Below are 14,301 nucleotides of genomic sequence, written 5' to 3' on the forward strand. Positions count from 1 at the left end.
TGCGGAAGCTTCAGCCGCGCGGCGGTATGTCGCCCTTCGCCCAGCCTTCCTTCACCTCGGCCTTGAAGGCATCGAAACGCCCCTGCGCGATGGCGTGGCGGATGCCCTGCATGAGGCTCTGGTAATAGGCAAGGTTCACCCAGGTCAGCAGCATCGAGCCCAGCATCTCATCGCAGCGGATGAGGTGATGGAGATAGGCACGCGAATAGTCCCGCGCCGCCGGACAGTCGCTCTCCTCGTCCAGAGGACGGGGATCGTCCGCGTGGCGCGCGTTCTTCAGGTTGATCCTGCCGAAGCGGGTGAAGGCCTGTGCATGGCGCCCGGCCCGGGTCGGCATCACGCAGTCGAACATGTCGACCCCTCGCCCCACCGCCTCGACGATGTCGTCCGGCGTGCCGACGCCCATCAGGTAGCGCGGCTTGTCCTGCGGCAGAATGGCGTTGACCACCTCGATCATGCCCAGCATGACGGCCTGCGGCTCGCCGACCGCGAGGCCACCGATCGAGTAGCCGGGGAAACCGATATCGACCAGACCTCGCGCCGACTCCTCGCGCAATTGTGGCACGTCGCCGCCCTGAACGATGCCGAACAGCGCCCGCCCCGGCGGCTGTGCCTCGAAGGCCCGCTTCGACCGCTCCGCCCAGCGCAGCGACAGGCGCAGCGCCCGCGCGACCTCCTCGGCAGTGGCCGGCAGCTTCACGCATTCGTCGAGCTGCATCTGGATGTCGGAGCCGAGCAGGCCCTGGATCTCCACGGACCGTTCCGGCGTCATCTCGTGATAGGCACCATCGATATGCGAGCGGAAGGTAACGCCCTTCTCGTTGAGCTTGCGCAGGCTCGCCAGCGACATCACCTGGAAGCCGCCGGAATCGGTGAGGATCGGATGCGGCCAGCGCATGAAGGCGTGCAGGCCGCCGAGTTCGGCAATGCGCTCGGCGGTAGGGCGCAGCATCAGGTGATAGGTGTTGCCCAGCACGATGTCGGCACCGAGCTCGCGCACCTGGCTTGGATACATGCCCTTGACGGTGGCGGCGGTGCCGACCGGCATGAAGGCCGGCGTACGCACCACGCCGCGCGGGGTGATCACCTCGCCGAGGCGGGCCTCACCGTCGCGGGCAAGCGGATTGTAGGAGAAGGCGTCGGTCATCGGGATCTTTCAGGAAACAGCAGGCAGGCATCGCCGTAGGAATAGAAGCGGTAGCCGGCGTCAATGGCATGCGCGTAGGCGCGCTTTTGAGTCTCGTGGCCGACGAGAGCCGCCACCAGCATGACCAGGGTCGAGCGTGGCAGATGGAAGTTGGTCATCATCGCGTCGATGAATCGGAAGCGATAGCCCGGCGTGATGAAGATGTCGGTCTCACCCTGCCAGGCCGCAAGCCGGCCGGAGACGGCGGCACTCTCGATCAGCCGCGTCGCCGTGGAACCAACGGTGACCACTCGCCCTCCCCGCGCCTTTACCGCGTTGAGCGCCTCGGCGGTGGCGGCTGACACCTCGCCCCATTCGGCATGCATGCGGTGGCCAGCAGTGTCCTCGGCCTTCACCGGCAGGAAAGTGCCGGCACCGACATGCAGGGTCACCCGGTGCAGTTCGACGCCACGTTGCGTGAGGCAGTCCGTCAGTGTCGGGGTGAAATGCAGCCCGGCGGTCGGCGCGGCGACTGAGCCCTCGGCGGTGGCGAACATGGTCTGGTAGTCGGCGCGGTCCTGGGCATCCTCGGCCCGGCGAGCGGCGATGTAGGGCGGCAGCGGCATATGGCCGACATGGGCCACGGCCTCGTCGAGCGCCGCACCGGCGGCCTCGAAGCGCAGGGTGACCTCGCCGCCCTCACCTTTCGCGACGATGGTGGCGGCCAGCGTCGCCGCACCATCCTCGGATCGGAACAGGATGACATCGCCCGATGCGAGCCGCTTGCCCGGCCGCGCCAGCGCCAGCCAGCTGTCGGCGCCGAGCCGCTTGTGCAGCATCGCCTCGACCCGGACGTCCGAGCCGCCAGCCCGGCTGCGGATACCATCGAGGCGGGCGGGCAGCACGCGGGTGTCGTTGACGACCAGCGCGTCGCCGGGCGCCAGCAATTGCGGGAGGTCGCCGACATGCCGGTCCTCCAGCTCCGGCGCCATGCCCGGCCGCACCACGAGCAGCCGCGCGGCCTCCCGTGGTTCCACGGGCCGCAGCGCGATGCGCTCGGGTGGCAGATCGAAATCGAAGAGGTCGACACGCATGGCTTGTTCGGTCAGCAACAGCGCCGGGCCCGGCATTATCCGGGCGACGGATGGTGGAAGCGGCACAACATAAACGGGAGCGGCGCCCCTACGGCCAGATGTCTCCATCCGATCGCCGGGACGCCGCTCAGCTGAAGCGCGACCGGACAGTAAGAAACCGTCCGACGACACGCCGGACGATCAGGCCGCCAGCTTGGCGGAAACGATCTTGTCCGGGTTGATCACCGGCTCGCCGCGCTTGATCTTGTCGACATTCTCCATGCCCTCGATCACCTCGCCCCAGATGGTGTACTGGCCGTCGAGGAAGGAGGCGTCGCCGAAGCAGATGAAGAACTGGCTGTCGCCGGAGTTAGGATCCATGGCGCGGGCCATAGAAACGGTGCCGCGCTGATGGCGGCCCTTGTTGAACTCGGCCTTCAGCTTCTGGCCGGAGCCGCCGCGGCCGGTGCCGGTCGGGTCGCCGGTCTGCGCCATGAAGCCGTCGATGACGCGATGGAACACGACGCCGTCATAGAAGCCCTGCTTCGCCAGCTCGCTGATGCGGGCGACATGGCCGGGGGCGAGATCGGGGCGCAGGCGGATCTTTACCGGGCCCTGGGTGGTCTCCAGGAGGAGGGTGGTTTCGGGATTGTCGCTCATTGTCGTCACTCCTTTAGGAAATCTGGCAGTGGAAGCTCGCGTGGTGAAGGATCGCTTGGCGGCGGCTTACTTGGCGTCGGCCGCGACCTTCATCGAGACGATCTTGTCCGGGTTCTGCACCGGCTCGCCGCGCTTGATCTTGTCGACATTCTCCATGCCGGACACGACCTGGCCGATCACCGTGTATTGGCCATTGAGGAACGAGGCGTCGCCGAAGGTGATGAAGAACTGCGAATTGGCGCTGTTCGGGCTCTGGGCGCGGGCCATGCCGACCGTGCCGCGCTTGAAGGGCACGTTGGAAAATTCAGCCGGCAGATCAGGATAGCGCGAGCCGCCGGTACCATTGCCATACTGGCCGTCGCCGGTCTGGGCCATGAAGCCGTCGATGACCCGGTGGAACGGCACGTTGTCGTAATAGCCCTCGCGCGCCAGCTGCTTGATGCGCTCGGCATGCTTGGGGGCGATGTCGGAACGCAGCACGAACACCACCGGCCCCTTGGTGGTCTGCATGATGATGGTGTTCTGCGGGTCGGCATTCGCCGGCAGCTTGGGCGCCGTCTGGGCGACAGCGGGCAGCACCAGTGCGGCGGTGACGGCGAAGGTGGCGATCAGACTGCGGATCATAAGGAAACTCCGGTGCGGCTGCGGGTTCGGCCGTGCGCGATCAACTAGGGCGGCGCAGCTTCGTGGCCAGTCGGCCGACCACGAGGGCCGGCACGAAGGACGAGACGTCGCCGCCCATACCGGCGATCTGCCGGACAAGGGTGGCGGTGATGGGGCGGGACCCCGCGGATGCCGGCAGGAACACCGTCTGCACCTCCGGCCGCAGCACGGCGTTCATGCCGGCCATCTGCATCTCGTAATCGAGATCGGTGCCGTCGCGCAGGCCCCGAACGAGCAGCCGCGCCCCATGGCGATGCGCCGCCTCAACGACGAGGTCGGCAAACGTGATGCACTCAAAGGCCGCGCCCTCGCTGCGGGCGATCGGCTCGAAAATGTCGGTCAGCATCTCCAGCCGCTCTTCCGCCGTGAACAGCGGCGCCTTGCCGGGATGCACACCGATGCCGATCACCAGCCGATCAACCATGCGGGCGGTGGCGCGCGCCACCTCGACATGACCATTGGTCGGAGGATCGAAAGAGCCGGGGTAGAAGGCGGTGCGCAGGGCGCTCATGCGGTGCCTCTCATTGCGCGGCAAGGGTTAGCGGCCTCACGCGGCGGACGCAAGGGGGCACGGGTGTCGCCGCCCCTCGCCGCCCCGCCGGCTACCGCTCACCGCGGCCGATCCACTTGGCGACATGCGGCGCCCGATAGGAGCGCAGCCGGGCCAGCAGCCCCTCTGAGTCATCGGCGACCAGCAGCATGTCGCGATTGCCCTCGCGCATGAACCCCTCGCTGACGATATGATCGACGAAGCCGAGCAGCCGGTCGTAATAGCCGGCGACATTGAACAACGCGCAGGGCTTTTCATGGCTGCCGAGCTGCGCCCAGGTCCACACCTCGAACAGTTCCTCCAGCGTGCCGATGCCGCCCGGAAGCGCGACGAAGGCGTCGGCGAGTTCGGCCATCAGCGCCTTGCGCTCATGCATGGAGCCGACGATTCGCAGGTCCGCCAGCCCTTTATGCGCCACCTCGCGCTCCAGGATGCCGCGCGGGATGACGCCCGTCACCTCGCCGCCAGCAGCGAGCGCGGCATCGGCCAAGGCCCCCATCAGTCCCACCGAGGCACCACCATACACGAGGCCGATGCCCTGCCGCGCCAGCGTGGTGCCCAGCGTGACGGCGGCCTCGGTGTAATCCGCCCGGTAGCCGGGATTGGAGCCCAGAAAGACGCAGATGCGACGCATGTCATATCCCTCAAACGACAGCGGCGCCGTTTCCAGCGCCGCTGTTCCATCGATGATTGCGGGCAGAAGACAGGCGGCTCAGTCAGCCGCCTCCTCCCCGAGGCTCTCCTCGCCCTCTTCCTCGCTGACGCGCTCGACCGAGACCACCTTCTCATCCGCGGCGGTGTCGAACACGATCACGCCCTGGCTGCCACGCCCGACGACGCGAATGCCGTTTACCGGGCAGCGGATCAGCTGGCCGCCATCGGTCACCAGCATGATCTGGTCGGCATCCTCCACCGGGAAGGAGGCGACCAGCGGCCCATTGCGGTCATTGACCGCCATGGCGACGATGCCCTTGCCGCCGCGCCGGGTCGTCCGGTACTCGAAAGACGAGGTGCGCTTGCCGAAGCCATTCTGCGACAGGGTGAGGATGAACTGCTCGGCGGCACCCATCTCGGCATAGCGGGTCTGGCCGAGCTCGCTGCCACCGGCGCTTACCTCCTCGGCATCGGCCTCGACGACCTCCGGCCCGGCGTCAGCCCCGTCATCCACACCATTAAGGCTACGCCGCATCGCATTGGCGCGCTTGATATATTCCGCCCGCTCTTCTGCCGTTACCTCCAGGTGGTGGATGATCGCCATCGAGATGATGCGATCGTCGCCCTCCAGCTGAATGCCGCGCACGCCCATGGAGTCGCGCCCCTTGAAGACGCGGACTTCCGTGGCCGGGAAGCGGATGCACTGGCCGTGCGCCGTGGTCAGCAGCACGTCGTCGCCTTCGGTGCAGAGCTGGACGCCGGCAATCGCCTCGCCCTCCTCCAGCTTCATGGCGATCTTGCCGTTGCGGTTCACATTGGTGAAGTCGGACAGCTCGTTCCGCCGTACCGTGCCGCCGGTGGTGGCGAACATGATCTGCAGACGGCCCCATGCCTCCTCCTCCGGCAGCGCCATGATGGAGGTGATGCGCTCGTCGGAATCCAGCGGCAGGATGTTTACCAGCGCCTTGCCGCGCCCCTGCGGGGTGGCGATAGGCAGGCGCCAGACCTTGAGCTTGTAGACCTGCCCCTTGGAAGAGAAGAACAGCACCGGGGCGTGGGTGGAGGCGACGAACAGGCGGGTGACGAAATCCTCGTCGCGGGTCTGCATGCCGGAACGGCCTTTGCCGCCGCGCCGCTGCGCCCGATAGGTCGAGAGCGGCACCCGCTTCACATAACCCGCATGCGAAACGGTGACCACCATGTCCTCGCGGGCGATCAGGTCCTCGTCCTCGAAGTCGCCCTCGCCTTCGGTGATTTCGGTGCGGCGCGGGGTGCCGAACTGTGCCTTCACCTCCAGAAGCTCGTCCTTGACGATCTGGCGGATGCGCTCGCGGCTCGCCAGGATCTCAAGATACTCGCGAATCTCGACCGCGATCTTGTCGAGTTCATCGGCGATTTCGTCACGACCCAGCGCGGTGAGGCGCTGCAGGCGCAGGTCGAGAATGGCGCGCGCCTGCTCCTCGGAGAGGCGATAGGTGCCATCCTCGTTGATACGGTGGCGCGGGTCGTCGATCAGCACGATCAGCGACGCCACGTCCAGAGCCGGCCAGTGCCGCGTCATCAGCAGTTCACGCGCGGTCGCCGGATCCGGCGACGTGCGGATGGTGCGGATCACCTCGTCGATGTTGGCGACGGCAATGGCGAGGCCCACCAGTACATGGGCGCGATCGCGCGCCTTGCGCAGCAGGAACTTGGTGCGGCGGCTCACCACCTCCTCGCGGAAGGCGACGAAGGCCGTGAGCAGGTCGAGCAGCGTCATCACCGCCGGCCGACCGCCGTTCAGCGCCACCATATTGGCGCCGAAGGAAGTTTGCAGCGCGGTCATGCGGAACAGATTGTTCAGCACCACGTCACCCTGAGCGTCGCGCTTGATCTCGATGACCACGCGCAACCCTTCGCGGGAGGATTCGTCGCGGATTTCGGAGATACCTTCCAGCCGCTTGTCGCGCACCAGCTCGGCCATCCGCTCGATCATCGTCGCCTTGTTCACCTGATAGGGAATCTCGGTGATGATGATCGCTTCGCGATCCTTGCGGATCGTCTCCACCGTGGCGCGGGCCCGCATCACGATGGAGCCGCGCCCGGTCATATAGGCCTGGCGGATACCGCTGCGCCCGAGGATGAGCGCGCCGGTCGGGAAATCCGGGCCGGGGATGATGTCGATAAGCTTCTCGACATCGAGGTCCGGCTCGTCCAGCAGCGCGGTGCAGGCGTCGACGACCTCGCCGAGATTATGCGGCGGAATGTTGGTCGCCATGCCGACCGCGATGCCGCCGGCGCCGTTGACCAGCAGGTTGGGGAAACGCGACGGCAGCACCGTCGGCTCCTGTTCGCGGCCGTCATAATTGTCCTGGAAGTCGACGGTGTCCTTGTCGAGATCGTCGAGCAGCGACATCGCCGGCTTGGCGAGGCGGACCTCGGTGTAGCGCTCGGCCGCCGGCGGATCGCCGTCGATGGAGCCGAAATTGCCCTGACCGTCGATGAGCGGCAGGCGCATGGAAAATTCCTGCGCCAGGCGCACCAGCGCGTCATAGATCGCCTGGTTGCCGTGCGGATGGTACTTGCCCATCGTATCGCCGGTGACGCGGGCGGACTTGTTGTAAGGACGCTCGGGAACGTAGTTGTTCTCGCGCATCGAGAACAGGATGCGGCGATGCACCGGCTTCAGGCCGTCGCGCACGTCAGGCAGTGCGCGAGAGACGATCACGCTCATCGCATAGTCGAGATAGCTGCGCGAGAGCTCCTCGGTGATCGAGACGGGCCGGATATCCGAAGGACCTTCGTCCTCGGGCCTCAGCGTATCGGAATCGGACAAGGAAGCGACTTTCCGTGGATTGCTTAGCGGGTTGTTTTATCTAGCCGATTCCGCTCGCCAACGCCAGCGCGCCAACTCGGCAAGAGCTACAAATTCACCTTTATTATCAATGACTTGCGATGTCGTTTTTCAAGCGGTCGGAAAAGGTGGCAGAACCATGGCCAAAGCGCCTTAAAATACCTTCCCTTTCACCTCCCGCGCATAGGAAGATGTGCGTCTGCCGCCTCCCGCAAGCGAGGTGAAAACACAATGCCGGGGTGCGATAGACGATGCTCGATTACGTCATATCGGCGGCAGTGACGATGCTGGTGGTCATCGACCCGATCGGCCTGGCGCCGCTGTTCCTTGCCGTCACAACCGGCCTGTCGGCGGAGGAGCGCCGCCATGTCGCCTGGCGCGCCTCGGCGATTGCCCTCGCCATACTTGCGCTGTTCGGCCTCATCGGCGCACCGCTGCTCGCCGCGCTCGGCATCACCCTGCCAGCCTTTCGCATTGCCGGCGGGCTGCTGCTGTTCGCCATTTCCTTTGAAATGGTGTTCGGACGCCGCAGCGAACGCAAATCCGACGCAACGGAAGCGGCAATGCGGGAACATCTGCTGCATAATCTCGCGGTATTCCCGCTTGCCATTCCGCTCATGGCCGGCCCCGGCGCCATCACCGCCATGATGCTGCTGGCCGGCGAAGCGCGGGGCGACATCACCCGCCTCGGCGCCCTGTTCGCCATCACGCTGCTGGTGATCGCGTCGTGCTTGGTTGTCTACCTCGCCGCCGACCGGGTGAACCGCTGGCTCGGCATTACCGGCAACGCAATATTGACACGATTGCTCGGCGTGGTCCTTGCTGCGCTCGCCGTCCAGTTCGTCATTGACGGCGTGAAGACATCGTTCGGGCTCTGACGTGCGGGGACCACAGCGCCCCGATCACCGCACCGAAAACAGCCCTTGCCACGAGCAGGCTCACATTCGGGTCGGGCGCTTGGGCGACGCTGGACGAATGCGCGCCCTAGAAGGATAACGCCACATCGCGCGTCGTGATCAAGCAGATCACCCGCCGACGGGATCGAAAGCCCACCGACCATCCACCCGGATCAAGCGGACATAGACCGCCAAACCCTTGCACGTCAGGACTGCCCCGTCCGAGGACATAGCGCCCATAGTATAGGCAGCCACGCAGGATGAACCGATCACGCGACCCGCCGAGCCTCCCGGGCATGCCCGCCGCAACGGAAACACCTAACCGCCAAGCCAGCTGATGCGCCAGCCGATACATCAGAACGGGATTTCGTCGTCGATGTCGCTGCTGCCGCCGCCGAACGAGCCGCCGCGTGAAGCCGCCGCCCCACCGCCGACCGCCGCAGTCGGCTTGCGCTCTCCGCCGAAGGAACCGCGGGCGGACGAGCTGCCGAAGGAAGAGCCGCTGGAGCCGAAATCGCTGCCCGCGCTGTAATCGTCACCGCCGCTCGCGCCCTCGCCGCCACCGCGACTGTCGAGAATGGTCAGTTCGCCGCGGAACTGCCGCAGCACGACCTCGGTGAAATAGCGCTCGGCACCCGACTGGTCCGTCGCCTTGCGCGTCTCCAGCTGGCCCTCGATATAGACCTTCGTGCCCTTGCGCAGATACTGCTCGGCAATGCGCAGCAGGTTCTCGTTGAAGATTACCACGCTGTGCCACTCGGTGCGCTCGCGGCGCTCGCCCGAGGCCTTGTCGCGCCAGGTCTCAGAAGTGGCGATGCGCAGATTGCACACCCGCCCGCCGTTCTGGAACGTACGCACTTCCGGATCCCGGCCCAGATTGCCGACCAGGATCACCTTGTTGACGCTGCCGGCCATGTCGTTCTCCAAAATCCGCCTGCCGTATCGGGGCGGCGACTATAGACCATTGCACCTGAGGTCGCCGGACAGGCGACGCGCTCGTCCACACCTTTGGCGCGCACAGTGGCAAAACCTCGGCGCCCTGCCGCCTGCTTGAATAATGTTCTTGTTATGTTCGTACCATCGTGCATAGTTCGGCGCAAGCCCGATGACGTTTCGGCCGAGCGACACTATGTTTGACGCCATGCAACAAGCGCGAGCGCCCTCCCCGAAAGCGGCCATGCCGCCCACCGGGGGATCGGGCGCTTTCGTGTTGGCCTTCTGTGCCGGGATTGAGAGACAGGAATGAAAGACCTTCCGCAGCCGTCGCGTCGTGACGCCCGCTCGATCACCATTCGCGGCGCGCGCGAGCACAACCTGAAGAATGTCGATCTCGAGATTCCCCGCGACAGCCTCGTGGTCTTCACCGGCCTGTCCGGCTCCGGCAAGTCGTCGCTCGCCTTCGATACCATCTACGCCGAAGGGCAGCGGCGCTATGTGGAGAGCCTCTCCGCCTATGCCCGCCAGTTCCTGGAAATGATGCAGAAGCCGGACGTCGACCAGATCGACGGCCTGTCCCCGGCCATCTCCATCGAGCAGAAGACCACCTCCAAGAACCCCCGCTCGACCGTCGGCACCGTCACCGAGATCTATGATTACATGCGCCTGCTCTGGGCGCGCGTCGGCATCCCCTATTCGCCGGCCACCGGCCTCCCCATCGAGAGCCAGACCATCAGCCAGATGGTCGACCGGGTGATCGCGTTGCCGGAGAAGACCCGCCTCTATTTGCTGGCTCCGGTGGTGCGCGGGCGCAAGGGCGAGTATCGCAAGGAACTGGCGGAGTTCCAGAAAAAAGGTTTCCAGCGCGTCAAGATCGACGGCGCCTTCCATGAGATCGCCGAGGCGCCGGCGCTCGACAAGAAGTTCAAACACGACATCGACGTGGTGGTGGATCGCCTCGTGGTGCGCGCCGATATCGCCAGCCGGCTTGCCGACAGCTTCGAAACCGCGCTCGGCCTCGCCGACGGCATCGCGGTGATCGAGTTCGCCGACGAAACGGAAGCCAATGGCACGCCGAAACGCATCATCTTCTCGGAGAAATTTGCCTGCCCGGTGTCCGGCTTCACCATTTCCGAGATCGAGCCGCGCTTGTTTTCCTTCAACAATCCCTTCGGGGCCTGCCCGACCTGCGATGGTCTCGGTCATGAAAGCAAGATCGACCCCAATCTCATCGTGCCCGACAGCGTCCGCACGCTGAAGCAGGGCGCGATCGCACCCTGGGCTAAATCGAGCTCGCCCTATTACGGCCAGACGCTGGACGCTCTCGCCCGCCATTACGGCTTCAAGCTCACCACTCCCTGGGCCGAGCTACCGGAAAAGGGGCGCAACGTCATCCTGCACGGCTCGGGCGGCGAGGCGATCCGCTTCGTCTATGACGACGGTGTGCGTGCCTATGAGACCTCCAAGACCTTCGAGGGCATCGTCACCAATCTCGAACGCCGCTGGCGCGAAACCGAGAGCGAATGGGCGCGCGAGGAGATCAGCAAATATTTCTCCGACGTGCCCTGCGCCGCCTGCAACGGCTATCGCTTGAAGCCTGAAGCGCTGGCGGTGAAGATCGCCGGCTCGCATATCGGCCAGGCGGCGCAGCTTTCGGTGCGCGCCGCGCTGGACTGGTTCGCCGCCCTGCCTGGCCAGCTCACCGACAAGCAGAACGAGATCGCGGCGCGGATTCTCAAGGAGATCCGCGAGCGCCTCGCCTTCCTGCTCGATGTCGGGCTGGATTATCTCACCCTCGCCCGTGCCTCCGGCACGCTGTCCGGCGGCGAGAGCCAGCGCATCCGTCTCGCGTCACAGATCGGCTCCGGCCTGACCGGCGTGCTTTATGTGCTGGACGAGCCGTCGATCGGCCTGCACCAGCGCGACAATGAGCGGCTGCTCGGTACGCTGAAGCGCCTGCGCGACCTCGGCAATACCGTGGTGGTGGTGGAGCACGACGAGGACGCCATCCTCGCCGCCGATCATGTTGTCGATGTCGGTCCCGGAGCCGGCGTGCATGGCGGGCGGATCGTCGCCCAGGGCACGCCGCCGGAGATTCTCGCCAATCCGAATTCGCTGACCGGGCAATACCTTACCGGTGCGTTGGGAGTGCCGGTACCCAAGCGGCGCAAACCGAACCCGAAGCGCCTGCTGCGGGTGGTTGGCGCGCGCGGCAACAACCTGAAGGACGTTTCCGCCGAGGTGCCGCTTGGCCTGTTCACCGCGGTGACCGGCGTCTCGGGCGGTGGCAAGTCGACCTTGCTCATCGACACGGTCTACAAGGCGGTGGCGCGCCGGCTCAACGGCGCCTCCGAGCCGCCGGCGCCTCACGACCGCCTCGAGGGACTTGAACACCTCGACAAGGTGATCGACATCGACCAGTCGCCGATCGGGCGCACCCCACGCTCCAATCCGGCGACCTATACCGGCGCTTTCACCCCGATCCGCGAGTGGTTCGCCGGCCTGCCGGAAGCGAAGGCGCGCGGCTACGGCCCCGGCCGCTTCTCCTTCAACGTGAAGGGCGGACGCTGCGAGGCCTGCCAGGGCGACGGCGTCATCAAGATCGAAATGCATTTCCTGCCAGATGTTTACGTCACCTGCGACGTCTGCAAGGGCAAGCGCTACAACCGCGAGACGCTGGAAGTCACCTTCAAGAACAAGTCGATCGCCGACGTGCTCGACATGACGGTCGACGAGGGGGCCGAGTTCTTCAAGGCGGTGCCGGCGGTACGCGACAAGCTGGAGACGCTGTCGCGCGTCGGGCTCGGCTATATCCATGTCGGCCAGCAGGCGAATACCCTGTCCGGCGGCGAGGCGCAGCGGGTGAAGCTTTCCAAGGAGCTGTCGAAGCGGGCAACCGGCCGCACGCTCTACATCCTCGACGAGCCGACCACCGGCCTGCATTTCCACGATGTCGCCAAGCTGTTGGAAGTGCTTCACGAATTGGTCGAGCAGGGCAATACCGTGGTGGTGATCGAGCACAATCTCGAGGTGATCAAGACCGCCGACTGGGTCCTTGACCTCGGCCCGGAAGGCGGCGACGGCGGTGGCGAGATCGTTGCCGAGGGGCCGCCGGAACAGATCGCCAGGGCGCCACGCAGCCATACCGGCCGCTTCCTTGCCGAGGTACTGGCCCGCCGCCCGCTGAAGAAGCGGCCGGACGCGGCCGAGTAGCGCGGGACGCGCAAGGCGGGCTGCGAAGAGTGCAGTCGGGTGTAGCGTGAGGCCAATCTGGCACCGGAATGTCCGGTGCGGCGCGAATGCACGAGGCTCGGTCGGTGGGGGCGACGAGACGGAGGGCTGGCGCTGCGTGGTAACCTCGTTGTGGATAGACTAAGGAGCGAGCCTGCGCTCCGTGTCCAAGCCTCTTGGAGGGGCAACCACATCGTGCAACCACCCCCGGCGGTTGATGCCGTAGCCGACGGGCATCCGGAAGGCTGTGAAAGGGCCGCCGTTCCGGACCGCACATATGGAGCTTGAATCCATCGATCTGCTTCCGTTGCGAACCGTCTCGCAGGGGTACGTCTGTGAGATGCGCGTTACCCAGTGTGCCTTGTCGGCGGCGGGCATCGACATATGTCCGCCTTGGTGCCCGTGTCAGCGGCGGCCTGTCGGCATTCGATGGACCGGTGCGCCGTGCGTCCACGGCACGCGGCCGGCGCGGCCCCCAATCGGCTCCTTCGGTTCGCGTGTACTCCGTCAGGGAATCTTGAACGGTGTGCATATCCCGGCGCGCGGCCTGCACCTGACTGCTTGCCGCTCCGCTCCCCCAGCGGGGCGTTATCGGGATTCGGATTGGGCATGCGGCTTCCATCGGCGCCGCCATTCGCACACATGATGAGCCCTCAGCTGGCTGCACCGACACTCGCGGCGGCAGCCTCAAACGTGCCTGCCATGTTCCTCCGGATCAGCGGCGGCCTGTCGGCATTCGATGGACCGGTGCGCCGTCCGTCCACGGCAGCGCCGCCGGCTCGCTACCCATCAGTTCCTGCGATTTTCGCACGCTCCTCAGGGAATCTCGAATGTCGTAAAGATCATGCCGCGTTCTGCGCTTGAACGCTGCCACTCCGCCCAACCGTTTCCCCCGCTGCGCCTCGTCGGAAGTCGAGCCCGACATGCGGCTTCTATCGGCATCGCTGTTCGCCGCATATGACCGGCGCCCGGCCGGGCCGACACTCGCGGCGGCAACCTCAAAACGGGCCTGCCTTGGTCCCGGGTCAGCGGCGGCCTGTCGGCGTTCGATGGATCCGGTGCGCCGTTCACATCCCGGCAACGCAACCGGCATGCCGATGGCCGTTCCCGGAACATCGGTGCTCTGTCAGGGAACCGTGAATGGCGTGCCGATCACGGCGCGCGTCCTGCGCTTGAACGCTTGCCACTCCACCCAGCCGCCACACATGTTGCGCGGTTCATCCGGATTCGGACCGGATAGGCGACTGCCGTTTGCGCACATGACGGGTCCCCGGCCGGCCGTGCCGACACCTCGCGAAGCTGGAGCCGGCTCATACGCGCTGGCCACAAATATGCCGCCCCGCCGGCTGTGCCCGCCTCGTGCAACCGGCAGCGATCTATTGGCTGTGGCGGCCGCCTCCGTTCGCTTGCCACTGGAAACTCACGTACCCACCGCAAGCACCCGATGGCTGGCGGCGCGCTTGCCATTGAAGATGCCAATGCGCGGAACCGACGCGGACGCGAACCCAGCGGTGCCGGCAGGGATGTCACTGGCGATCCGCATGGCCGTCCGTTGGCAATTTCGACGAACGTCCGCCCGGCCAAGTCGAGTGGACAGCCCAGACGCGGCTCCGGCAGTTGCCGACGCCTAGGTCGGATCGACATTCATTTGAGCCAGATCATGGCGCCAGCGAGATGAA

At 65.9% G+C, this 14,301-nt stretch carries 10 protein-coding genes; 2 read left to right on the forward strand and 8 right to left on the reverse strand.

All coding sequences use genetic code 11. The features are described 5' to 3' along the window. Positions 1-10: 10 nt before the first annotated feature. From tgt to gyrA, 7 genes are all read right to left on the reverse strand, one after another. On the reverse strand, positions 11-1,147 hold the full coding sequence (gene tgt, locus KHC24_RS01855; protein ID WP_213358799.1) for a tRNA guanosine(34) transglycosylase Tgt: 1,137 nt from the start codon (positions 1,145-1,147) through the stop codon (positions 11-13). Further along, positions 1,144-2,220, reverse strand: a complete 1,077-nt coding sequence (gene queA / locus KHC24_RS01860; protein WP_213358801.1) for a tRNA preQ1(34) S-adenosylmethionine ribosyltransferase-isomerase QueA — start codon at positions 2,218-2,220, stop codon at positions 1,144-1,146. Before queA ends, tgt begins: the two co-directional genes overlap by 4 nt. Positions 2,221-2,400: 180 nt before the next feature. Further along, positions 2,401-2,859 (reverse strand): peptidylprolyl isomerase, encoded by a 459-nt coding sequence (locus KHC24_RS01865; protein ID WP_213358803.1) that lies wholly within the window; start codon positions 2,857-2,859, stop codon positions 2,401-2,403. A gap of 66 nt (positions 2,860-2,925) precedes the next feature. Then, on the reverse strand, positions 2,926-3,483 hold the full coding sequence (locus tag KHC24_RS01870; RefSeq protein WP_213358805.1) for a peptidylprolyl isomerase: 558 nt from the start codon (positions 3,481-3,483) through the stop codon (positions 2,926-2,928). A 40-nt stretch (positions 3,484-3,523) separates the two neighbouring features. Beyond that, positions 3,524-4,033 (reverse strand): pantetheine-phosphate adenylyltransferase, encoded by a 510-nt coding sequence (coaD, locus tag KHC24_RS01875; protein WP_213358808.1) that lies wholly within the window; start codon positions 4,031-4,033, stop codon positions 3,524-3,526. 91 nt (positions 4,034-4,124) lie between these two features. Next, entirely contained in the window at positions 4,125-4,706 is a 582-nt protein-coding gene (locus tag KHC24_RS01880) for an LOG family protein (RefSeq protein WP_213358810.1), read from the reverse strand. 78 nt (positions 4,707-4,784) lie between these two features. Then, entirely contained in the window at positions 4,785-7,541 is a 2,757-nt protein-coding gene (gyrA, locus tag KHC24_RS01885; RefSeq protein WP_213358812.1) for a DNA gyrase subunit A, read from the reverse strand. A 269-nt stretch (positions 7,542-7,810) separates the two neighbouring features. Here gyrA and KHC24_RS01890 point away from each other — a divergent pair, with 269 nt between their 5' ends. Then, on the forward strand, positions 7,811-8,437 hold the full coding sequence (locus KHC24_RS01890) for a MarC family protein (protein ID WP_213358814.1): 627 nt from the start codon (positions 7,811-7,813) through the stop codon (positions 8,435-8,437). Positions 8,438-8,809: 372 nt separating this feature from the next. Here the strand turns inward: KHC24_RS01890 and ssb are convergent, their stop codons facing one another. Beyond that, the gene (gene ssb / locus KHC24_RS01895) at positions 8,810-9,370 is read right to left on the reverse strand and encodes a single-stranded DNA-binding protein (protein ID WP_213358816.1); all 561 of its coding nucleotides are present in this window, start codon (positions 9,368-9,370) and stop codon (positions 8,810-8,812) included. 327 nt (positions 9,371-9,697) lie between these two features. On the opposite strand from ssb, the gene uvrA reads away from it, so the two are divergent. Then, positions 9,698-12,604 carry an excinuclease ABC subunit UvrA gene (gene uvrA, locus KHC24_RS01900; protein ID WP_213358818.1) on the forward strand — a complete coding sequence of 969 codons (2,907 nt, stop codon included), beginning with the start codon at positions 9,698-9,700 and terminating at the stop codon, positions 12,602-12,604. The last annotated feature ends 1,697 nt before the right edge of the window (positions 12,605-14,301 follow it).

This window comes from Ancylobacter defluvii, from assembly GCF_018390605.1.
In the GTDB taxonomy this organism is placed as follows: Bacteria; Pseudomonadota; Alphaproteobacteria; order Rhizobiales; family Xanthobacteraceae; genus Ancylobacter; species Ancylobacter defluvii.